General features: G+C 71.6%; 21 protein-coding genes and 1 pseudogene. 6 read left to right on the top strand and 16 right to left on the bottom strand.

Annotated features, from left to right (window positions below):
• The coding region (locus BGM09_RS27725; protein WP_188284442.1) for a TerD family protein at positions 1–638 on the top strand (638 nt) is incomplete at its 5' end.
• Positions 639–738: 100 nt separating this feature from the next.
• Here BGM09_RS27725 and BGM09_RS27720 read toward each other — a convergent pair.
• A complete protein-coding gene (locus BGM09_RS27720) occupies positions 739–1,155 on the bottom strand; it encodes a CBS domain-containing protein (RefSeq protein ID WP_188284441.1) in 417 nt (138 codons plus the stop codon).
• Positions 1,156–1,381: 226 nt separating this feature from the next.
• Here BGM09_RS27720 and BGM09_RS27715 point away from each other — a divergent pair, with 226 nt between their 5' ends.
• Positions 1,382–2,026: an HNH endonuclease family protein gene (locus BGM09_RS27715; RefSeq protein WP_188284440.1), complete on the top strand. Its 645-nt coding sequence runs from the start codon at positions 1,382–1,384 to the stop codon at positions 2,024–2,026.
• Positions 2,027–2,182: 156 nt separating this feature from the next.
• Here the strand turns inward: BGM09_RS27715 and BGM09_RS27710 are convergent.
• The 4 genes and pseudogenes from BGM09_RS27710 to BGM09_RS27695 all read right to left on the bottom strand — a co-directional run.
• Positions 2,183–2,521: pseudogene (locus BGM09_RS27710) on the bottom strand (Tat pathway signal sequence domain protein); the annotation flags it as partial.
• A gap of 157 nt (positions 2,522–2,678) precedes the next feature.
• Positions 2,679–4,208, bottom strand: a complete 1,530-nt coding sequence (locus BGM09_RS27705) for a hypothetical protein (RefSeq protein ID WP_188284438.1) — start codon at positions 4,206–4,208, stop codon at positions 2,679–2,681.
• A 318-nt stretch (positions 4,209–4,526) separates the two neighbouring features.
• Entirely contained in the window at positions 4,527–6,020 is a 1,494-nt protein-coding gene (locus BGM09_RS27700; RefSeq protein WP_188284437.1) for a carboxylesterase/lipase family protein, read from the bottom strand.
• 308 nt (positions 6,021–6,328) lie between these two features.
• Entirely contained in the window at positions 6,329–6,793 is a 465-nt protein-coding gene (locus BGM09_RS27695; protein WP_317452919.1) for a DoxX family protein, read from the bottom strand.
• Between the two features lie 207 nt (positions 6,794–7,000).
• Here BGM09_RS27695 and BGM09_RS27690 point away from each other — a divergent pair, with 207 nt between their 5' ends.
• Both BGM09_RS27690 and BGM09_RS27685 read left to right on the top strand, forming a co-directional pair.
• Positions 7,001–7,615: a pyridoxamine 5'-phosphate oxidase family protein gene (locus tag BGM09_RS27690; RefSeq protein WP_188284435.1), complete on the top strand. Its 615-nt coding sequence runs from the start codon at positions 7,001–7,003 to the stop codon at positions 7,613–7,615.
• Between the two features lie 87 nt (positions 7,616–7,702).
• A complete protein-coding gene (locus tag BGM09_RS27685) occupies positions 7,703–8,668 on the top strand; it encodes an NAD-dependent epimerase/dehydratase family protein (RefSeq protein ID WP_188284434.1) in 966 nt (321 codons plus the stop codon).
• Positions 8,669–8,690: 22 nt separating this feature from the next.
• On the opposite strand, the gene dapD is transcribed toward BGM09_RS27685, so the two are convergent.
• The 10 genes from dapD to BGM09_RS27635 form a co-directional block, all read right to left on the bottom strand.
• Positions 8,691–9,671, bottom strand: coding sequence for a 2,3,4,5-tetrahydropyridine-2,6-dicarboxylate N-succinyltransferase (dapD, locus tag BGM09_RS27680; protein ID WP_188284433.1), 981 nt, complete (start codon positions 9,669–9,671; stop codon positions 8,691–8,693).
• A 94-nt stretch (positions 9,672–9,765) separates the two neighbouring features.
• The gene (locus BGM09_RS27675) at positions 9,766–11,550 is read right to left on the bottom strand and encodes a DUF2264 domain-containing protein (RefSeq protein WP_223187697.1); all 1,785 of its coding nucleotides are present in this window, start codon (positions 11,548–11,550) and stop codon (positions 9,766–9,768) included.
• A gap of 140 nt (positions 11,551–11,690) precedes the next feature.
• A complete protein-coding gene (locus tag BGM09_RS27670) occupies positions 11,691–12,032 on the bottom strand; it encodes a metal-sulfur cluster assembly factor (protein WP_188284432.1) in 342 nt (113 codons plus the stop codon).
• A complete protein-coding gene (gene sufU / locus BGM09_RS27665; protein WP_188284431.1) occupies positions 12,029–12,511 on the bottom strand; it encodes a Fe-S cluster assembly sulfur transfer protein SufU in 483 nt (160 codons plus the stop codon). The genes BGM09_RS27670 and sufU overlap by 4 nt, the downstream gene beginning before the upstream one ends.
• A 10-nt stretch (positions 12,512–12,521) precedes the next feature.
• Positions 12,522–13,769: a cysteine desulfurase gene (locus tag BGM09_RS27660; protein ID WP_317452920.1), complete on the bottom strand. Its 1,248-nt coding sequence runs from the start codon at positions 13,767–13,769 to the stop codon at positions 12,522–12,524.
• A 26-nt stretch (positions 13,770–13,795) separates the two neighbouring features.
• Positions 13,796–14,590: a Fe-S cluster assembly ATPase SufC gene (gene sufC, locus BGM09_RS27655; protein ID WP_188284430.1), complete on the bottom strand. Its 795-nt coding sequence runs from the start codon at positions 14,588–14,590 to the stop codon at positions 13,796–13,798.
• Between the two features lie 7 nt (positions 14,591–14,597).
• Positions 14,598–14,936 carry a non-heme iron oxygenase ferredoxin subunit gene (locus tag BGM09_RS27650; protein WP_188284429.1) on the bottom strand — a complete coding sequence of 113 codons (339 nt, stop codon included), beginning with the start codon at positions 14,934–14,936 and terminating at the stop codon, positions 14,598–14,600.
• The gene (sufD, locus tag BGM09_RS27645; protein WP_188284428.1) at positions 14,936–16,102 is read right to left on the bottom strand and encodes a Fe-S cluster assembly protein SufD; all 1,167 of its coding nucleotides are present in this window, start codon (positions 16,100–16,102) and stop codon (positions 14,936–14,938) included. The genes BGM09_RS27650 and sufD overlap by 1 nt, the downstream gene beginning before the upstream one ends.
• A gap of 69 nt (positions 16,103–16,171) precedes the next feature.
• Positions 16,172–17,593, bottom strand: a complete 1,422-nt coding sequence (gene sufB, locus BGM09_RS27640; protein WP_188284427.1) for a Fe-S cluster assembly protein SufB — start codon at positions 17,591–17,593, stop codon at positions 16,172–16,174.
• Positions 17,590–18,384, bottom strand: coding sequence for a metalloregulator ArsR/SmtB family transcription factor (locus tag BGM09_RS27635; RefSeq protein ID WP_317452918.1), 795 nt, complete (start codon positions 18,382–18,384; stop codon positions 17,590–17,592). The genes sufB and BGM09_RS27635 overlap by 4 nt, the downstream gene beginning before the upstream one ends.
• A 179-nt stretch (positions 18,385–18,563) precedes the next feature.
• Here BGM09_RS27635 and BGM09_RS27630 point away from each other — a divergent pair, with 179 nt between their 5' ends.
• Both BGM09_RS27630 and BGM09_RS27625 read left to right on the top strand, forming a co-directional pair.
• A complete protein-coding gene (locus tag BGM09_RS27630) occupies positions 18,564–19,490 on the top strand; it encodes an ABC transporter ATP-binding protein (RefSeq protein WP_188284425.1) in 927 nt (308 codons plus the stop codon).
• The gene (locus BGM09_RS27625) at positions 19,487–20,266 is read left to right on the top strand and encodes an ABC transporter permease (protein WP_188284424.1); all 780 of its coding nucleotides are present in this window, start codon (positions 19,487–19,489) and stop codon (positions 20,264–20,266) included. The genes BGM09_RS27630 and BGM09_RS27625 overlap by 4 nt, the downstream gene beginning before the upstream one ends.
• A gap of 6 nt (positions 20,267–20,272) precedes the next feature.
• Here BGM09_RS27625 and BGM09_RS27620 read toward each other — a convergent pair whose 3' ends face one another.
• On the bottom strand, positions 20,273–21,583 hold the full coding sequence (locus BGM09_RS27620) for a glycosyl hydrolase family 28-related protein (RefSeq protein WP_188284423.1): 1,311 nt from the start codon (positions 21,581–21,583) through the stop codon (positions 20,273–20,275).
• Positions 21,584–21,696 lie beyond the last annotated feature (113 nt).

The following is a 21,696-nucleotide window of genomic DNA, read 5'->3' as shown; positions in this document are numbered from 1 at the left end:
ATCTGCCGCCGCCGCCCTCCGCTCCGCCGGCCGCGCCGCCCGCTCCCGCGCCGGGCGCGGGCAAGGTCAACCTGGACAAGGGCCGGGTCAACCTCCGCAAGAACGAGACGGTGTCCCTGGTCAAGGCGGGCAAGCCGTTCCTGTCCTCGGTGCGGATGGGCCTGGGCTGGGAGCCCGCCTTCGGCGGCCGGGACATCGACCTGGACGCGTCGGTGATCGCCTACGGTCCGCAGCGCAACCACATCGCGACCTGCTACTTCGGCAAGCTGTCCATCCTCGACGGCGCGGTCCAGCACTCCGGTGACAATCTGACCGGCGCGGGCTCGGGCGACGACGAGACGATCACCGTGCACCTGGGCGGGCTGCCGCCGGAGGTCACCGGTCTGGTCTTCACGGTGAACTCGTACTCGGGGCAGAAGTTCAACAAGGTCGCCAAGGCGTACTGCCGGCTGCTCGACGCGGGCACCGGCGAGGAGTTGGTCCGCTTCGACCTGACCGGCAGCGAGGCCCGCACGGGTGTGCTGATGGCGAAGCTGATCAAGCAGTTCTCCGGCGAGTGGGAGATGACCGCCATGGGCGACTTCATCGACTCCCGTACCGCCAAGGGGATGGTGCGGCCCGCCTCCGCGGCGCTCTGAGGCACCGCCCGACCGGACGTGTGCCCCGCGGGCTGCCGCTGGTCCGATGCCGGTCGGCCGCCGGACCGCGCGGACCGGGATGAGTCCGCGCGGATCGGTCTCAGACCGCGCGGATCGCCGTCGCCAGGGCGCCCGCCTCGGCCGGGCCGAGGTGCCGGGCGATGTCGGCCTCGCTGATGATGCCGACCAGCCGGCTGCCCTCGACCACCGGCACCCGGCGGATCCGCCGGGAGGACATGGTCGCGACGACGCTGCCCGCGTCGTCGTCGGCCGCGGCCGTCACCGGGCTGCCGTCCATCAGCTCGGCGGCCCGGACCGCGCCCGGGTCGTGGCCGGTCGCCACACAGCGCAGCACGATGTCCCGGTCGGTGAGCACCCCTTGGAGCCCGCCGTCGTCACCGGTGACCGCCAGGGCCCCGATGTCCGCGTCACGCATTCGCTTGGCGGCCACGTCCAGCGTCTCGTGGGCGGAGATCGTCTCGACGCCCTGATGCATGATGTCGCGCGCAGTGGTCACAGCAGCTCCATTCGTCCCGGGCCCCCGCGCCGACCATAGAGTCCCGCGCGCCGCCCCGCACGGCGGCGGGAGCCGGGGCCGGGACCGCCACCGGACGTTCGCACATCAACATGTCATGGTCACATAAAATTTACCGCTGACGGTCTACCCGCATAGACCCGTGGCCGGGACCCTGGTCGGGCACCACCCGTACCGCTCGACCCCCTAGCCACGGGAGCGCTCCGCCATGCCCAAAAACCGTCTCGTGCACGGAATCTGTGCCGCCGTCAGCGCAGCACTGCTCGCGCTGACCGTCCTGTTCGTCAGCGGCGGCCCCGCACAGGCCGCCCTGCCGACCCCCATCGCCGCGTCCACCGCCCGCAGTTACCTCTCCGGGATGACGGCCACCGCGGAGACGCACGCCTCGACGTACGACCGGAATCTGTTCCCGACCTGGATCACCATCTCGGGCACCTGCGACACCCGCGAGTACGTGATCAAGCGCGACGGCACGAGCGTGGTGACCGACAGCTCGTGCAAGGCGACCTCGGGGAACTGGACCAGCCCGTACGACGGTGTGACCACCACCGACCCCTCCACCTTCGACATCGACCACCTGGTGCCGCTCTCCGAGGCGTGGGCCTCGGGCGCCTGGGCCTGGACCACCGCGCAGCGCCAGGCACTGGCCAACGACGTGACCCGCCCGCAGCTCGTGGCCGTCTCCGCGCACTCCAACCGCTCCAAGGGCGACCGCGACCCGGCCGAGTGGCTGCCGCAGGCGTCGTACCAGTGCACGTACGCCCGCGCGTGGGTGCAGGTGAAGCACTACTACGGTCTGACCGTGGACAGTGCGGAGAAGTCGAAGCTCACGTCGGTCCTCAGCGGCTGCTGAAACGTTCCGGCCGCACCCGGCCGCACCCGGCCTCGCGCGTCACGGCGGTGACCCGCGCGGCCGGGCGGCGGTCGGCCCCACTTGCCCGTCAGGCCCACTTGCCCCTCAGCCCCTCAGCCCTCAGGCCCTCAGCCCCTCAGCCCCTCAGTCCTCGCCCAGCGTCTTCAGCGTCAGCGTGCGGCGGCCGGGCGCGTAGAACCAGACCGCCCCTTCGCGTACGACGTACACCCCGTCGTCCGCCCACCCCAGGCCCGTCAGCCCGTACGCCCGCGTGACCTCGCCCGCCGCGAACGGCCTTTCCACCCAGTCCACGCCGTATACGGTGCCGGGCCTGATCGCCCGTGACAGGTCGTCCACGTAGCGGCCCCCGGAGTCGATGCACCGGAGCGCCTGGAGCGCACCGCCGTTCTCCGCCGACGGCGGCGTCCGCCGGCACAACGACGTTCCGGCGGTCAGATACGCGTGACCGCGCTTCGGGTCGACCACCACGGGCTCCCGCGTACGGCTGAGCGGCACCGGGGCTCCTCACGTCGCGCTGACCACCCACGGTGCCGCCCCCCGGCCAACCCCGGATGAACGGCGTCCTTCCGCGAGGCGGCCACCCGGTTGCCCCCGGCACAGGGGTGCGCTCCGAGCAGTGGCCCGCTGGGCGTCAGCCCGGGAGGCCCTGGCGGGAGCGGGCCTTGAAGGCCGCCTTACGGGCGTCCTTGGCGGCTTTGCGGTCCGGGTGCAGACGCCCCATGGCTTCGAGGACGTCGGCGGTGGCGGGGTGGTCGACGCGCCAGGCGGCGTCGAAGAAGCCGTCGTGCCGGGCGACGAGGTCACGGACGAGGTCGGCCAGGATCTCGGGGGCGTCGTCGGCGGCGAGCTGCGCGGCGAGGGTGTCGATGGTGAGCCAGAAGACCATGTCGGCGTCGGGCGCGGGGATGTCGGCGGCGCCGCTCTCGGTGAGCCAGACGCGGGCGAGGCCGCCGAGCGCGCGGTCTTCGAGGACTTCGCGCAGCGCGGGCTCGGCCTCGGCGCCGAGCAGGGTGAGCGTCTGCTGGCAGATGAGACGACGGCCCGGCGCCCCGGCGTCGTCGCCGCGCGCGGCGGCGAGTAGTTCGCGGGCGGCGTCGGCCGGCTTGCGGTCCTCCAGCCACAACTCGGCCTCGACGCGCGCCGCCTGGTCGGGGTAGCCGGTCAGCGCTTCGAGGAGGTCGACGCCCGACCCGCCCGCGAGGTCGCCGATGGCGGGGGCCTGCGCGCCCGCGTCCACGAGCCGTTCGCGCATGCCGTGCACGCCGAGCGGGGTGAGCAGGACCATGCCGTAGCGGGAGACCTCCTCGGGGTCGAGGTCGTCCCCGACAGCACCCTCAGGGAACTCGGGGAAGGAGCCGGTCTCCGCGTCGCCCTCCGCCTCCTCGATCAGCGCCTCGTCGACGGGCTGGTAGTCCAGCAGTCCGGTGGTGGCGAGCAGCCGGAAGTGATCGTCGAGACGCATCATCACCTCGGTGACCTCTTCGAGGACGGCGTCGCTTGGCTGCTCCATCTCGTCGGGTACGACGAGGGACGCGGCGAGCACCGGCAGCGGTACGGCGTCGGGACCGTCCTCGGCGACCGCCGAGTCCTCCACGGCCATCAGCGCGTAGAGGTTGACCAGCGCGCTGTCGAGGAATTCGGCCTCCTTCTCCGGGTCCCAGTCCAGCTCGTCCAGGAGCACCTGGTCGCCGTCGTCCATCACCTCGCGCAGGCTCTCGAAGTCCGGTGCGGCGGCGTCGGCGAGGGCCGACTCGGCGGCGGCCAGCCAGATGTCGAGCACGTCCCGCGGCAGGCCCGCGGTGATCCGCTCGTACGCCTCGCCGGGCAGCGCGCGACCGGCGACCTCGCCGACCGGCGTGGACTCCTCGGCCTCCTCGTCGATCTCCAGGACCAGCAGGCCGGTGTCGACGGCGACGCCCCATGCCTGGGCGGTCTCGGCGAGCCCTTCCTCGTCCTCGTCCACCGGGAGGCCGAGTTCCGCGGCGGCGGCCACCAGGTCGTCGTCCAGCAGCTCGCCCATCGCGTCGACCGGCCGTTCCGGCGTCGCCCACCGGGTCAGCCGCAGCGCTCGGTCCAGCAGCGGCACGGCCAGTGCCAGCCGCGCGAGGTCGTCCGCGGGGAGCAGCCGTACGGGCGGCAGGACGAGGGGACCTTCGGACATGGGGTGACTCCTAGAGGGCTCTACGGCTGTACGGCGTGAGGGGTGTGCTGGTCCGGCGCACCCCTGGGGGGGATCGGACCGGCACACGCGAACCGGTACGCGCGCCGGACGCGCGCACTCAGCGTAGGCCCTGCGGACCCCCGTCCGTCGGCCTCCCGGCCCCGTCGCACCCGTCACCCCACCGGTTCACCCGCCCGTAGCGATACGTTCCGGCCACCGCCGCCCGCCGCCCGGTGTGTACCGGCCACGGGTCGCCGAGGCGCAAGGGTCGCTGAGGCGCACGGGAGGTGTCAGCGCGAGGAGTTCAGCGCGAGGGGTTCAGCGCACGCCGTCCCACAGGGCGCGCTCGTCCGGGCGCGGGTCGCGTATGGGACCGCAGTGCGCGGGTTCGTCCGCCGTGCCGAAGACCATCGTCGTACGGTCACGGGTGTCGTACGCGGACCAGCCGGGATCGCCGGTCGCGGCGAAGGAGACCCAGGCGGCGTGCATGGTGTCGGCGAGCGACTGCGGCGGGGCCTCGCCGAGCAGCATGGTCTCGCCGGGTGCGTCCAGGTTGTCGAAGGCGAAGGCGATCTCGGAGGCGTGGCAGGCGCCGAGGCGGCCGTCGAAGGCGGTGGAGCGGCGGCCGAATTCGTAGACGTGGGCGCGCGGGACGGACTCGGCGAGGCGGACCGCGGGTATCCGGAAGAACCAGTCGGTGAGGACGGCGGAGAACAGGTCGCCGGAGGTGGCGCCGGGGCGGTTGGCGGCGTAGAGCGGCAGCGCGGTGTCGGGGTCGAGGCCGTGCCGGGCGACCGCGGCCCGCAGGTGCGTGTCGCCGATGTGGTCGATGACGCCGCTGGGGACGGTGAAGAGCCGGTACTCCTCGGTGGTGGTGCCGATCAGCAGGTCGACGGCGCAGTCCGCGCCGGGTCCCGGCACCGGGTCGGCGCGGGCGGCGGTGCTCGCGGTGTCCGCGACCGGCTCGAAGGGCATCGCGTTCAGCGCGACCTCGCCCCACAGCGCCGGGTCGGGGTTGGCGGTGACCTCGTTGCGCAGGGCGGTCTGCGCGGGCAGCAGGACGTCCGGCGGGAGTGCGGCGAAGGCCGCGGCGGTGGGTTCGACGCCGAGTCTCGCGGCGAAGTGCGCGGCGACCTTGCGGGCGGTGTCCCGGCCGATCGTGTGGTGCGCGGCGCCGCTCTGAAGGATCGCCCGGTGGAAGAGTCCTTGGGCGCCGGGGGCGGTGAGCAGCACCCCGATGCTCATCGCGCCGGCCGATTCGCCGAAGACGGTGACGCGGCCGGGGTCGCCGCCGAACGCGGCGATGTTGTCGCGGACCCATGCGAGGGCGGCGATCTGGTCGAGCACTCCGCGGTTGTCGGGGGCGCCGTCGAGGGAGAGGTAACCGTCCGTCCCCATACGGTAGTTGACGGTCACGCAGACGACACCGTCGCGGGCGAACGCGGCGCCGTCGTAGATCGGCAGCGAGCCCGAGCCGTTCATGAAGGCGCCGCCGTGCAGCCACACCATGACCGGCGCGTCGCCCGCGGTGCCGGGTGTCCACACGTTGAGGTTGAGGCAGTCCTCGCCCGCGATGTCCGGGTCGGGCAGCAGCACGTCGAACGGCTTGACGTAAGGGCCCTTGGGCACGGTCGGGCCGAACGCGGTCGCGTCACGTATGCCCCCCCAGGCGGCGGGCGGCTGCGGCGCCATGAACCGGTGCGGTCCGAACGGCGGTGCGGCGTAAGGGATTCCGCGGAAGACGGCGACGCCGTCCCGGCCGGTCAGTCCGCGGACGTCGCCCTGCCGGGTGGTGCACACCGGTTCGTCCATGCGTCAGACTCCTTCGTCCTGTGCCCGCTCCCGGGGCTCGCGTACGCTACCGGCGGCCCGCGCGCCGCGGGAGGGGCCGCGACACCTTCAACGTACCAAGCGGTCGGTCAGGGGGCACGATGAGCGGCGGCGGTCTCCGGGTCGAGTGACGGAGTCGTGGTTGTCGAGGGTGAGCACCAGCCGGTTGCCCGGCCCGAACGGGGAGGCTTCGCGGGCCGACCGAGCGCGGATCGCCGTAGCGGCCCGCCGCGATCCGGTCGGCGTGCGCCGTTGCCGACGGTCGTCGGCCGCGGCCGACGCGAGCGCGCTCAGGTCCGGGCGACCGCGCCGCGGACCAGGGCCAGCAGCGCCTTCGTACTGTCCCTGCGGGCCCAGGCGATCAGGGCCAGCGGCAGTATGAGGATGATCGGCGTCGCCGCGTTGTCGCCGCCGAAGACGGTGATCTGGGTGATGGTGGCGCCGATCATCAGGCCGATCATCGCGACCGCGGCGACCTGGTAGAGCACTGGGATCAACAGGGCGACGGCGCCCGCGAGTTCGAGCGCGCCGGTGAGGTACATGAACCAGTCGCCGAAGCCGATGCGGTCGAAGGAGTCGGCCGCGGCGTCGATGCCGAGGAGCTTGGGGGCGGCGCTGGCGACGCCGTAGAAGAGGGCCAGCAGGATCTGGAGGGCGAGCAGCGCGGTGCGCGCCCGGCCGCGGGCGGGGCGGGCGGTGACGGCTGCCGCGGTACCGGTCGGGGTGGTGCCGGTGGGAGTGGAGGCGACGGACACGGTGGGCTCCTCTGGTCGGGTCGATTCGGTGCTGTCGTATGCGCCGTGGCGCTGTCGAAGAGGTAGACCGGGGAGCGCCGCGGAACTCATCGCAGGCGCGGGCAAGCCGCGGGCGAGGTGCGGGCAAGGCGCGGCGAAAGCCCGGAAAAGCCGTCCTGTACCGTGTGAGTTCCCAGAAGGTACTCACTCACCGGGGGTGTACGGCAGATGCAGGAGATCACCGACGAGGCCGAACTGCGGGAACTGCTCGGCGAGCCCACCCCGACCGTCCGCGACAAGGCGCGCGACCGGCTGCACGAACTGGACGTGGCCTGGCTGAAGGCGGCGCCCTTCTGCCTGATGGCCACCTCGGCCGCCGACGGCACCTGCGACGTGTCGCCCAAGGGCGACCCCGCCGGATTCACCGTCGTCCTGGACGACCAAACCATCGCGGTCCCCGAACGGCCGGGCAACCGCCGCGCGGACGGCTTCCGCAACATCCTGTCCAACCCGCACATCGGCCTGCTCTACTTCATCCCCGGCCGCGGCGACACCCTCAGGATCAACGGCCGGGCGCGGCTGCTGCGCGACGCCGACTTCTTCGACCGCATGGTCGTCAAGGGCCACCGCCCGCAGGCCGCGGTCCTGGTCGACATCGAGGAGGTCTACTTCCACTGCTCCAAGGCGTTCCTGCGCAGCGCCCTGTGGAAGCCGGAGACGTGGCAGCCCGACGCGATGGCCTCGCGGGCGCGGATCTCCAAGACGCTGGAGCGGACCGAGGACTCACTGGCGGAGCTGGAGACGTACTACGGGCCCGCGTACGCGGAGAAGATCTACCGCTAGGGCGTGTCCGCCGGACAGGCCCTAGCCTGCCTCATGGCCGGAATATCCGGGTGACGGCCGCCGGTGGCGACAGTAGGGTCGCCCCTTATGCGCATTCTCGTTCTGGGCGGTACCGCCTTCGTCGGCCGCGCCATCGTGGAGGACGCCCTCCACCGCGGGCACGACGTCACCCTCTTCGGCCGCGGCAGGACCGGCGCCGGCCTCTTCCCCGGCCTCCCCCGGCTGACCGGCGACCGTGACACCGGCGACTACGCGGCGCTCGCGGGCGACACCCGGTGGGACGCCGTCGTGGACGTCAGCGGCTACGTCCCGCGGCACGTCGCACAGGCCATGGACGCGCTGGGCGACCGGATCGGCCGGTATCTGTTCATCTCCAGCCACGCGGTGTACCAGCGCGAGGGGGTGGCGCCCGGCTCCGACGAGGACACCCCGCGCCGCCCGCCGGTCCGCGACACCGAGGTGCTGAGCGAGGCCACGTACGGGCCGTGCAAGGTCGCCTGCGAGGACGACGTGACCGCGCGCCACGGGCAGCGCGCCACGATCGTGCGGGCGGGGAAGGTCGCCGGTCCCCACGACCCCTCCGACATGTTCACCTACTGGGTGCGCGCCGCCGCGCGCGGCGGCCGGGTCGCCCTGCCCGCCGACCCCGCCCAGCCGGTGCAGATCGTCGACTCCCGCGACCTGGCCCGGCTGGTGATCCGGCTGCTGGAGGACGACCGGCCCGGCGCCTTCCACGCCGTGGGCCCCGAACAGCCCGTCACCCTCGGCGAGTTGATCGAGACGTGCGCGCGGGCCGCGGGCGCCGAGGTGGAGATCGTACGGGTCACGCCGGACGTCGTACCGCCGATGTTCCCGCTGGTCCGCGAGGACACCGCCTCGCAGCAGCGCAGCGCCGCGCGTGCCAGGGCCGCCGGGCTGCCCGGCACCGCGCTGGCGGTCACCGCCGCCGACGTCCTGGCCTGGGACCGGGAACGCGGCGAGCCGCCGCTGGAGGCCGGCTGGTCCCCCGAGGAGGAGCGGGCGGTGCTCGCGGCGGCGGCTCGTACGGCGTGATCCGGTCACGCGTGACGCGTCGTCAGTTGTGGCTGTGCAGAACGTCGTTGAGGCCGCCCCACGAACCCGTGCGCTGAAGGACCTCGACCTTGCCGGTGGTCGAGTTGCGGCGGAAGAGGATGTTGTCGGCGCCGGAGAGCTCCAGCGCCTTGACGATCTCGCCGTCCGGGAGCGTGACGCGGGTGCCCGCGGTGACGTACAGGCCCGCCTCCACGACGCAGTCGTCACCGAGGGCGATGCCCAGGCCCGACTCGGCGCCGAGCAGGCAGCGTTCACCGACCGAGACGACCTGGGTGCCGCCGCCGGACAGGGTGCCCATGATGGACGCGCCGCCGCCGATGTCCGAGCCGTCGCCGATGACGACGCCCTGCGAGATGCGGCCCTCGACCATGGAGGTGCCCAGCGTGCCCGCGTTGAAGTTGCAGAAGCCCTCGTGCATGACGGTCGTGCCGGACGCCAGGTGCGCGCCGAGGCGTACCCGGTCGGCGTCGGCGATCCGCACGCCGGACGGGGCGACGTAGTCCGTCATCCGCGGGAATTTGTCCACGCCGTACACCGCCAGGTGCAGGCCCTCCGCGCGGGCCGCCAGCCGCGCCCCTTCGACCGCCGTCACCGGCACCGGGCCGATCGACGTCCACGCGACGTTCGCCAGCAGGCCGAACAGCCCTTCCAGATTGGGCTCGTTGGGGCGGACCAGGCGGTGGCTCAGCAGGTGCAGCCGCAGGTACGCGTCGTGCGCGTCCAGCGGCTTGTCGTCCGTCGAGGCGATGACGGTCCTTACCGCCACGATCTCGACCCCGCGCCTCGGGTCCTTGCCCAGCGCCTTGGGCGCCGCCGCCCCCAGCAGTTCCGCCGCGCGCTCGGCGCTCAGCCGCTCGGTGCCCGCGGGGCCCGCCTCCGCGGCGAGTTCCGGTGCGGGGTACCAGGTGTCCAGGACGGTGCCGTCGTCGGCGACGGTGGCGAGGCCGACGCCGAGGGCGCCGGAGGCACGAGACTCATTCATACCCAGACGCTAACCCGTCGTCCCCCCACATTCCCAACCGCCCCGCCCCCGGTGGCCGCCCCGGCGGGTTCCGGGGCGGCTCCCCCTGTGGGCCTCAGTGCCGTGCCTCCGGCGCGTCCCGCTCCCACGCCGCCGCCCCCGCGGCCCCGGCGCCGAGCACCGCGCAGCGCAACCAGTGCTCGCCGGGCGGGAGTTGCCCCACCAGCACGGGCAGTGACGTACGCCGCGCCAGCACGTTGGTGCCGGGCAGCGGGTCGAGGACCCGGCCGCTGCGGCCGCCGTCCAGATCGCGCAGCCCGCTGAGGTCCCCGGCCCCGGTGACCGTCACCGCGCCGCCCTCGTTCTCCTCGCGCCGGGTGAGCCCCGCGTCCCGGTCGACCGCGAAGCCGCCCTCCGCCGTGTACAGCGCGCGGCCCGTACGGATGCGGTGGGTGCGCAGGTGCCAGGGCGCGGCGGCGGTGAGCCAGGTGGTGATCTCCACGTCGGGCCACGGCCGCCAGGTGCTGCGTACGGTGTCGCCGTCCTCGACCGCCGGGTCGTGCTGCTCCTCGCGCACCCGGAAGTGCCGCGGCACCGCCCCTTCCTCGCCCTCGCCATGAGTCTCGTCGCTGACCGCGAGCACCGAGTCGTACGCCCCCGGCTCCGGGCCGAGACCGTCGACCGGCGCGCTGAAGCCGAAGCGGGAGGAGTACGCGAATTTGGCGTACTTCGCGGCGCCGCCCCGCGCCCAGAGATTGTGCTGCGACCCGCTGAGCAGCGTCGCGTCCCCGCCCGAACGCATCAGCACCGCACCGGCGTCCGGCTGCGCCAGGGTCTCCGGCAGCTCGGCGGCGGGCTCCTCGTCCGCCGTCCAGAAGGCGTGGTCCGCGGGCAGCGCCAGCGGCAGGAACGCCTTCATCGCCCAGTACGGCGAGCCCGGCCCGTTGTACTGTTCCGCGACCGCCGGCTGCGGATAGCCGTACCCGATGGTCAGCACCCCGTCCGGCGACGTCAGCGCCGACCGCTCCCGCCACCACCGCAGATGGCGCGACAGCAGCCCCTTGGCCTCCCCCGGCGGCACGGCGTCCACCCCCGCGTACGGCAGCGCTCCCCAGAACGAGCCCTGCGCGAACCGGTACGTGAGACTGCGGCCGAACGGCACGGCGGCCCCGTCCGCCGCGAACCAGTGCCGGAACCCCGGTGCGAAGTCGGCCGCCCGCTGCCGGAAGCGCGCCGCCCGCGCCGGGTCGCCGTCGCCCGCGAGCGCCGCGTAGATCAGACCGTAGAAGTGCATGGCCCACGGGATGTAGTAGTCGCGCTGCGCGGTGTTCCCGTCCGCGTACCAGCCGTCCTCGCGCGCGTACGTCTCCAGCCGGTCCAGCCGCGCGTGCCGCGCGTCCCGGTCGTGCGCGTACCCCACCCGGTCCAGACCGAGACTGACCAGCACCGGGAAGAAGTTCCAGTTGTTCTCGGGCGTGTCGGCCCCCAGGAAGCTCGCCAGCCAGGCCCCCGCCTGGTCCCGTTCCTTGCCGCTGAGCGGGTCCCACAGCTTCTCCGGCGCCAGCGCCAGCGCGAATCCGATGGCCGCCGTCTCGACGGTCCGCTGGTCGATGCCGGTGGCCGTCCCCCAGTACTCGGGATGCCCCGGGTCCGTCCCCGCCGCCAGCCCCCGCGCCCACAGCTCCCAGTGCCCGAACTCCCCGCCCCCCGCCGCCAACGGCGCCAGCCCCCACAACGGCCGCGCGTACCCCTCCAGGTCGGCCGCGGTGTCGTCATGGTGCGCCGCGTTCACCCCCAGCCGTATCCGAGCGCCCCCCGCACTCGCGTACCGCACCACCGGATCGACCAACTCCCGCACATACGCCTGCATTTCCCCACGCGCACCGCTGCCGCTCGCCATCCCGACCGCCTCCCTCACGAAGTTGCGATAATTTTCGCAACACCCTCAAGAGACCGTCAACGCCCCGGACGCGGCATCGGGCGGCCACCGCGTGAGACGCGGTGGCCGCCCGATGCCGTGGCGGAGGGGGGCTGACGATGTCAGACGTTGAAGCCCAGGGCGCGGAGCTGGTCGCGGCCGTCGTCGGTGATCTTGTCAGGGCCCCACGGGGGCATCCAGACCCAGTTGATCTTGAGGTCGTTGACGATGCCCTCGGTGGCGGAGACGGCCTGTTCCTCGATGACGTCGGTGAGGGGGCAGGCCGCGGAGGTGAGGGTCATGTCGAGGGTGGCGACGTTGGAGTCGTCGACGTGGATGCCGTAGATGAGGCCGAGGTTGACGACGTCGATGCCGAGTTCGGGGTCGACGACGTCGTAGAGGGCCTCGCGGATCTCTTCTTCTGAGGCCGGAGTGGTGCTCAGGCCGTTCGGTACGGGGCTCATGAGGTCTTCCCTTCGGAAGCTTCCGAGGCTTCGGGACCGTCGGCCAGCGCTTGCGCCGTCGCGTCCTTCCACGCCATCCAGCTCAGCAGCGCGCACTTCACACGCGCCGGGTACTTCGAGACACCGGCGAACGCGACCGCGTCCTCCAGCACTTCCTCCATCGCGTCGTCCGGCTCGACCTGACCCTTGGACTGCATCAGCTCCAGGAAGGTCTCCTGGATCTTCCGCGCCTGGGCCACGTCCTTGCCGACCAGCAACTCGTTCAGCACCGACGCGCTGGCCTGGCTGATCGAGCAGCCCTGGCCCTCGTACGAGATGTCGCCGATGACGGCGCCGTCCATCCGCACCCGCAGGGTGATCTCGTCCCCGCAGGTGGGATTGACGTGGTGCACCTCCGCCTGGCCGTCCCGCAGGCCGCGCCCGTGGGGGTGCTTGTAGTGGTCCAGGATCACTTCCTGGTACATCGAGTCGAGCTTCACAACACCACCATCACCCGAAGAAGTTCCGTACCTGCTCAAGACCCTCGACCAGGGTGTCGACCTCGGCCGGGGTGGAGTACAGATAGAACGACGCCCGCGTGGTCGCGGGAATTCCGTACCGCAGACAGACCGGCCGCGCGCAGTGGTGGCCGACGCGTACGGCGATGCCCTGTTCGTCGAGCACCTGGCCGACGTCGTGCGGATGGATGTCGCCGAGCGTGAAGGAGATCGCGGCGCCGCGGTCCTCGGCCGTGGTGGGGCCGATGATCCGCAGGTCGGGAACCTCCAGCAGGCGGCCCACCGCGTAGTCGGTCAGCGCGTGCTCATGCGCGGCGATCTTGTCCATGCCGATCGCGGTCAGGTAGTCCACGGCCGCGCCGAGGCCGACGGCCTGGGCGATCGGGGGCGTACCGGCCTCGAATTTGTGCGGCGCGGGGGCGTACGTCGAGGAGTGCATCGAGACGGTCTCGATCATCTCGCCGCCGCCGAGGAAGGGCGGCAGGTCCTCAAGCAGCTCCTGGCGGCCCCACAGGACGCCGATGCCGGTCGGGCCGAGCATCTTGTGGCCGGTGAAGGCCACGAAGTCCGCGCCGAGCGCCTGCACGTCGAGCACCATGTGCGGCGCGGCCTGCGAGGCGTCGATCAGCACCAGGGCGCCGACGTCCTGGGCGCGGCGCACGATGGCCTCGACCGGGTTGACGGTGCCCAGGATGTTGGAGACCAGCACGAAGGAGACGATCTTCGTCTTCTCGGTGATGACCTGCTCGATGTCCGACAGGTCGAGCCTGCCGTCGTCGGTCAGCCCGAACCACTTCAGCTTCGCGCCGGTGCGCTGCGAGAGCAGCTGCCACGGCACGATGTTGGAGTGGTGCTCCATCTCGGTGATGACGATCTCGGTGTCGCTGTCGACGCGGTACGGCTCGTCGGCCCAGCCGAGCATGTTGGCCACGAGGTTCAGCGACTCGGAGGCGTTCTTGGTGAAGATCACCTCGTCGCGGCTGGGCGCGTTGATGAAGGCGGCGATCTTGTCGCGCGCGCCCTCGTACAGCGCGGTGGCCTCCTCGGCGAGCACGTGGACGCCGCGGTGCACATTGGCGTTGTGCCGCTCGTAGTACTCGTTCAGCGCGTCGAGCACCTGGCGCGGCTTCTGCGAGGTCGCCGCGTTGTCCAGGTACACGAGTTTCTTGCCGTCGTGGACCAGACGGTCCAGGACGGGGAAGTCCTTGCGGATCGCTTCGGTGTCCAGGAGGCCCGGCAGCACCCGGCCGACGGACGAGGGGACTGTCACGCGGCGTCCCCCTCGGAGTTCGCTCCGCTGCTCACGGGGCCGCCCTTCACGTAGGACTCGTAGCCCTCTTCCTCCAGCTTGTCCGCCAGCTCGGCGCCGCCGGACTCGGCGATCCGGCCCTGCGCGAAGACATGCACGAAGTCGGGCTTGATGTAGCGCAGGATGCGCGTGTAGTGGGTGATCAGCAGGGTGCCGACCTCGCCGCCCTCGCGGACCCGGTTGACGCCCTCGGAGACGACCCGCAGCGCGTCGACGTCGAGGCCGGAGTCGGTCTCGTCGAGGATCGCGATCTTCGGCTTGAGCAGTTCGAGCTGAAGGATCTCGTGGCGCTTCTTCTCGCCGCCGGAGAAGCCCTCGTTGACATTGCGCTCGGCGAAGGCGGGGTCCATCGAGAGGCGTTCCATCGTCTCGCGGACCTCCTTCACCCAGGTACGCAGCTTGGGCGCCTCGCCGCGGATCGCGGTGGCCGAGGTGCGCAGGAAGTTGGAGACGGAGACGCCGGGGACCTCGACCGGGTACTGCATGGCGAGGAAGAGACCGGCGCGGGCCCGCTCGTCCACGGTCATCGCCAGCACGTCCTCACCGTCGAGGGTGACGGTGCCGCCGGTGATCGTGTACTTGGGGTGGCCCGCGAGCGAGTACGCCAGGGTGGACTTGCCGGAGCCGTTGGGGCCCATGATGGCGTGGGTCTCACCCTGCTTCACGGTCAGGTCGACGCCGCGCAGGATCTCGCGGGGGCCGTTCTCAGCATCGACGGTGACGTGCAGGTCGGTGATTTCAAGCGTTGCCATGGGTGCCTCAGGACTCCTGGGTGACGGAGACGAGCACGTCGTCCCCAACGATCTTTACGGGGTATACGGGGACCGGCCGCGTGGCGGGCAGCCCGGACGGCTTGCCGGTGCGCAGGTCGAAACTGGAACCGTGCAGCCAGCATTCGATCTGGCAGTCCTCGACCTCGCCCTCGGAGAGCGAGACGTTCGCGTGCGAGCAGATGTCGTTGATGGCGAACACCTCGCCCGCGGTGCGGACCACGGACACCGGGACGCCGTCCAGCTCGACCCGGCGCGGGGTGTCCTCCTCCAGCTCGCTGGCGGCGCAGGCGCGGACGAATCCGACCGTGCCGTTCTCGACGCTCATCAGACGGACGCCTCCAGCTCGGCGTCGATCTTCGTCATCAGCCGCTCTTCGAGGTCGGCGAGTCCGATCTGCTGGACCAGTTCGCCGAAGAAGCCGCGGACGACCAGGCGGCGGGCCTCGTCGGAGCGGATGCCGCGGGACTGGAGGTAGAAGAGCTGCTCGTCGTCGAAGCGGCCGGTCGCCGAGGCGTGGCCGGCGCCGACGATCTCGCCGGTCTCGATCTCCAGGTTGGGGACCGAGTCGACCCGCGCGCCGTCGGTGAGCACCAGGTTGCGGTTGAGCTCGTAGGTGTCGGTGCCCTCGGCCTCCGCCCTGATGAGCACGTCGCCGATCCACACCGCGTGCGCGTCCTGCCCCTGGAGCGCGCCCTTGTACGTCACGTTGCTGCGGCAGTGCGGCGTGTCGTGGTCGATGAAGAGCCGGTGCTCCTGGTGCTGGCCCTCGTCGGTGAAGTACAGGCCGAACAGCTCGGCCTCGCCGCCGGGGGCGCCGTAGATCACCCGCGGGTGCAGCCGGACCAGGTCGCCGCCGAAGGTGACCACGACCGACTTGTAGGTGGCGTCGCGGCCGACCAGCGCGGTGTGCTGGGCGACGTGCACGGCGGTGTCGTCCCAGTCCTGGACCGAGACGACGGTGACCTTGGCGCCGTCGCCGACCAGGACCTCGACGTTGGCCGCGAAGGTGCCGTCACCGGTGTGGTCGATGACGACCACGGCTTCGGCGAAGGCGCCGACCTCGATCACCTGGTGGCCGTAGACCGTGCCGCCCTCGCCGTGGACGGCGATCCGGACCGGCTCGGTGAGGACGGTGTCCTTGGGGATCGAGACGACCGATGCCTTCTCGAAGGCGCTGAACGCCTGCGCGGTGACGCGGTCGGCGGGCTTGCCCGCCTTGCCGACGCGGGCGTCGGTGCGGTCCACGGTCTCCACGGTGACGCCCTCGGGCGCGGTCACCTCGACCCGGAGGGCGCCGGTGGCCTCGGCCGTGCCGTCGTGCAGGCCGCGCAGCCGCTCCAGCGGAGTGAAGCGCCACTCCTCCTCGCGGCCGTGCGGCACCGGGAAGTCGGCCACGTCGTACGACGGGGCCGCGCTGACCCGGGCGTCGGCGGGATGGCCCACCGTGATGGCACCGTCCGTGGTGCTGCCCGCAGGGGTGTTGTCAGCCATGGCTGTGCTGGTGCTCGCTTTCTGCCTTATTGTGTTCGGCCGGGGGATGGTGGACGGGAAGCCGGGCGGTCAGCCGACCGAGCCTTCCATCTGGAGCTCGATCAGCCGGTTCAGCTCCAGGGCGTACTCCATGGGGAGTTCCTTGGCGATCGGCTCGACGAAGCCGCGCACGATCATCGCCATGGCCTCGAACTCGGTCATGCCGCGGCTCATCAGGTAGAAGAGCTGGTCGTCGGAGACCTTGGAGACGGTCGCCTCGTGACCCATGGACACGTCGTCCTCGCGGACGTCGACGTACGGGTACGTGTCGGACCGCGAGACGGTGTCGATCAGCAGCGCGTCGCACAGCACGTTGGACTTGGCGCCCGACGAGCCCTCGCCGATCTCGATCAGACCGCGGTAGGACGTACGGCCGCCGCCGCGGGCCACCGACTTGGAGACGATGTTGGACGACGTGTTCGGCGCCATGTGCACCATCTTCGCGCCCGCGTCCTGGTGCTGGCCCTCGCCCGCGAAGGCGATCGACAGCGTCTCGCCCTTGGCGTGCTCGCCCATCAGGTAGACGGCCGGGTACTTCATGGTCACCTTGGAGCCGATGTTGCCGTCGACCCACTCCATCGTGGCGCCCTCGTAGGCGACCGCGCGCTTGGTGACCAGGTTGTAGACGTTGTTCGACCAGTTCTGGATGGTCGTGTAACGGCAGCGGCCACCCTTCTTCACGATGATCTCGACGACCGCGGAGTGCAGCGAGTCCGACTTGTAGATCGGCGCGGTGCAGCCCTCGACGTAGTGGACGTACGCGTCCTCGTCGACGATGATCAGCGTCCGCTCGAACTGGCCCATGTTCTCGGTGTTGATCCGGAAGTACGCCTGGAGCGGGATGTCGACGTGCACGCCCTTCGGCACGTAGATGAAGGAGCCGCCGGACCACACCGCGGTGTTCAGCGAGGCGAACTTGTTGTCGCCCGCCGGGATGACCGTGCCGTAGTACTCCTGGAACAGCTCCGGGTGCTGCTTGAGCGCGGTGTCGGTGTCGAGGAAGATGACGCCCTGCTCCTCCAGGTCCTCACGGATCTGGTGGTAGACGACCTCGGACTCGTACTGCGCGGCGACACCGGCGACCAGCCGCTGCTTCTCGGCCTCGGGGATGCCGAGCTTGTCGTAGGTGTTCTTGATGTCCTCGGGCAGGTCCTCCCAGGACTCCGCCTGCTTCTCCGTGGACCGCACGAAGTACTTGATGTTGTCGAAGTCGATGCCCGACAGATCCGAGCCCCAGGTCGGCATGGGCTTCTTGCCGAAGAGCTTGAGGCCCTTCAGCCGCATCTTCAGCATCCACTCGGGCTCGGACTTCTTCTGCGAGATGTCACGGACGACGGCCTCGGACAGGCCGCGCTTGGCCGCGGCGCCGGCCACGTCCGAGTCGGCCCAGCCGTACTCGTACGTGCCGATGCCCTCGAGCTCCGGGTGAGTGGTCTCCGTGGGAGCAGTCATGCGGGGTTCCTCCCGGACGTGCTGGCAGATGCTGTGGGATCTTCGGATGAGTTCTGGGGTGGTGCTGTTTCGCGCGGGCTCGCGCTCGGGTGGCCGACCTGCGGGATGAACGTGGTGCACACCCCATCGCCGTGGGCGATGGTGGCCAGCCGCTGGACATGTGTCCCGAGCAGGCGGGAGAAGACCTCGGCCTCCGCCTCGCAGAGCTGCGGGAACTGCTCGGCGGTGTGGGCCACCGGGCAGTGGTGCTGGCAAAGCTGCTCCCCGGCGGGGCCGGGGGCGCTTCGAGCCGTAGCAGCGTACCCGTCCGCGGACAGCGCCTGGGCCAGCGCGCGGGCGCGGTCCTCGGGTGCCGCCGCCTCCACGATGGGGCGGTACCGCTCGGCCTGGTCGGCCACCCGGGCGCGGGCGAAGGCCGACACCGCGGCCTCGCCGCTCTCGCCGCCGCCCGCGGACCTGGCGATCCAGTGCAGGGCGTCGGCGGCGAGCTGGTCGTACGCCTGGTCGAACGCGTCGCGACCACAGTCGGTGAGCGCGAAGACCTTGGCGGGCCTGCCGCGGCCACGGTGGCCGTAGACCCGCTGGTCACGCGGCTCCACGACGTTGTCCGCGTGCAGTGCGTCCAGGTGGCGGCGGACGGCGGCCTGCGTGAGACCGAGCCGTTCCGCCAGGTCGGCCGCGGTGGAGGGTCCGTGGTCCAGGATGGACCGGGCGACCCGGTTGCGGGTGCGCCGCTCCCCGGTCGTCTGCTCCTCCGCCGCCCTCCGGGCAGCACTGGTCCCGTATTCCACAACACCATTGTTGCGTAATTCCTCAGGGGCAGGCAAGCCGCTCAGGTCGCGGGCGCGGTGTGCTGCATCACTTAGGGTTACCTAACTAGAGCCGGTACGCGAGCCGGTACGCGCGGGGGCCGGGGCGGTTTCCGAGGACCCGGGCACGGCCGGTCCTCCGCCGTCCCTAGACTCACAGCATGCGAAACGAGCCCGCGGTCGAGGTGACCGGTCTGGTCAAACGGTACGGGACCAGGACCGCGGTGGACGGCCTCGACCTGACCGTGGCCCGCGGCGGCGTCACAGCGGTGCTCGGCCCCAACGGCGCGGGCAAGACCACCACCGTCGAGGTCTGCGAGGGCTACCGGCGGCCGGACGGCGGCACCGTACGGGTCCTCGGCCTCGACCCGGCCGCGCGCGGCGCGCAGCTGCGGCCCCGGATCGGCGTGATGCTCCAGTCCGGCGGTGTGTACCCCGGCGCGCGCGCCGAGGAGATGCTGCGGCACACCGCGACCCTGCACGCCGACCCCGTCGACCCCGCGCTGCTGATCGAACGGCTCGGACTGGAGTCCTGCGGGCGCACCGCCTACCGCCGGCTGTCCGGCGGCCAGCAGCAGCGCCTCGCGCTCGCCATGGCCGTCGTCGGCCGCCCCGAACTGGTCTTCCTCGACGAGCCCACCGCCGGTCTCGACCCGCAGACCAGGCACGCGACCTGGGATCTCGTACGGGAGCTGCGCGCGGACGGCGTCACGATCGTGCTCACCACCCATTTCATGGACGAGGCCGAGCAGTTGGCCGACCAGGTGGTGATCATCGACGGCGGCCGGGCCATCGCCCACGGCACCCCGGACGAGCTGTGCCGCGGCGGCGCGGAGAACACCCTGCGCTTCTCGGGACGCCCCGGACTCGACCTGGTCTCGCTGCTCAACGCGCTGCCCGCCGACACCGCCGCCGCGGAACTGACCCCGGGCACCTACCGCATCGAGGGCAAGGTCGATCCCCAACTGCTGGCCACCGTCACCTCCTGGTGCGCCCAGCACGGCGTCCTCCCCGACCGCCTCTCGGTCGAGCGCCGCACCCTGGAGGACGTCTTCCTGGAACTGACCGGCAAGGAGCTGCGCGGATGAGCGCCCCGACCAACCCCGGCGTCTTCGCCCCCGCCCCCGGAGCGGCGCCGCTCCCCCGGATGATCCGGGCCCAGGCGGCGCTGGAGACCAGGATGCTGCTGCGCAACGGCGAGCAGCTGCTGCTCACCGTGATCATCCCGGCGCTGCTGCTGGTGCTGTTCAGCGCCGTCGACATCGTGGACACCGGGGCAGGCACGTCGGTGGACTTCCTGGCCCCCGGCATCCTCGCGCTCGCGGTGCTGTCCACCGCGTTCACCGGCCAGGCCATCGCCACCGGCTTCGAGCGGCGTTACGGCGTGCTCAAACGGCTCGGCGCCTCGCCGCTGCCGCGCTGGGCGCTGATGACGGCGAAGACCTGCTCGGTGCTGGTCACCGAGGTGTTGCAGATCGCGCTGCTGGTGGTGATCGCCTTCGCGCTCGGCTGGTCGCCGCACGGCAACCCCTTCGCCGTCGTGCTGCTGCTCCTGCTCGGCACCGCCGCCTTCTCCGGGCTCGGGCTGCTGATGGCGGGGACGCTCAAGGCCGAGGCGACGCTGGCCGCCGCGAATCTGGTCTTCATCCTGCTGCTGGTCGCGGGCGGCGTGATCGTGCCGCTGAGCAAGTTCTCCGGCGGCGTCCAGTCGGTCCTGAAGCTGCTGCCGATCTCGGCGCTGTCCGACGGGCTGCGGGACGTCCTTCAGCACGGCGCCTCGATGCCCTGGGGCGACCTGGGCATCCTCGCCGTCTGGGCGGTCGTCGGACTGGCCCTGGCGGCCCGCTTCTTCCGCTGGGAGTAGGCGCCCTCACCCGCCCGCGGCCGGGATGCAGTCGGTGAACCGTACGAAGTCCCGGCCCTGCCCCTCGTCCAGCGCCAGGAACGCGGCCGGCGGGTGCGAGCCGAAGCGGCACATGTCGTAGCGCACGCACACCGGCGGCTTGGCGTTCGCCGCCGTACGGAACTGGTGCGCGCCGACGAGCTGGCAGGAGTCGTAGCGGACCAGCGGGCCGTTGGCGCCGATGGTGTAGCGGTGGGCGCGCAGGTCGTCGGAGAAGTCCTTGAAGGCGTGCGCGGTGTCGTCGCAGTCGTTGAAGTGGACGGTGCCGCGGTTCCACGCGCAGTCGATGACGACGACCGAGGGGTCGCGCAGTTCGAAGCGGATGTCCTCGGCGTGGAAGCGCTGGGCGCCGTCGAAGTGTGAGGCGCGCGGGAAGCGGAAGAAGGCGCTCTCGAAGCCGTAGTCGGGGTGCGGGGTGGGGCGGCGGCCGGTGATGATGTAGCTGCCCGCGCGGCAGGTGACGGACCCGCCGTAGGGGAACTCCAGGAAGTTGCCCCACTCGTAGGTGACGTTCATGTCGGTGAACCAGTAGTTGAGAAACTGGTCCTGCTGCTCCAGGTTCTTGGAGTTCAGCGACAGGCCCGAGTAGAGGAACGCCTTGCGGTAGGCGCCGCCGACCCGGCACGCCTCCCAGCGCATCTCGGAGTTGGTGTTGCTGCCGTCGAGCGCGAGCCCGTACTCCCACTCCCCCATCCACTCGCAGTCCGAGAAGCGGTAGTTCGCGGCGCCGCCGGTCGAGTACGAGTAGAAGAAGGACGCGCCGGGCGTGGCGGAGGTGAAGCGCAGTCCCTCGAAGGCGATGTTCTGCCAGGTGTCGATGTTGCGGCACAGATAGGCGTCCGACGCGTTCGGCGGGTCGAAGACGATGTCGCTGATCCGCAGCCCCGCGCCGCGGAACCGCAGCCCGTTGACCTGCCGGGTGGGCTTGTTGGCGTCGATGAAGGCGTACGGCTTGGTGATCCGGAACACACCGGGCGGCACGTCGATGACGGTACGGCCGGTGCCGCCGGCCGCGCGCGACTCGGCGTAGGCGTACGCGGCGGCGAAGGCGGCGCTGTCGTCGGTGTGTCCGTCGCCCTTGGCGCCGAAGTCGGCCACCACGTCGACGTATCCGGGGTGGTTCGCGGGCCCCGGGTGCGCGGGGTCCGCGGTGTCGGCCGCCGAGGAGTCCCAGGCGCCGCCCGCGTAGGCGGCGATGCCCGTCCCCGCGAGGGCCGCTGCCGCGCCTCCGTAGAGCAGGTGCCTGCGGTTGACGGTCTCACGGTGTTCGCCGGTCATACGGCGCCTCCCGTCGTCGGTCCCCGTGCGTGAGCCACGATGGTAGGGCCGTACCACCGGGTTCGGGTGGTTTCGCGGTGATCGGATCCGGCGCGTACACACCCCTCGTGAAA

The sequence above is a fragment of the Streptomyces sp. CBMA29 genome (assembly GCF_014596445.1).
Taxonomy (GTDB): domain Bacteria; phylum Actinomycetota; class Actinomycetes; order Streptomycetales; family Streptomycetaceae; genus Actinacidiphila.
Note: the sequence above shows the minus strand (reverse complement) of the source record. Positions and strands in the feature narration are given on the sequence as shown.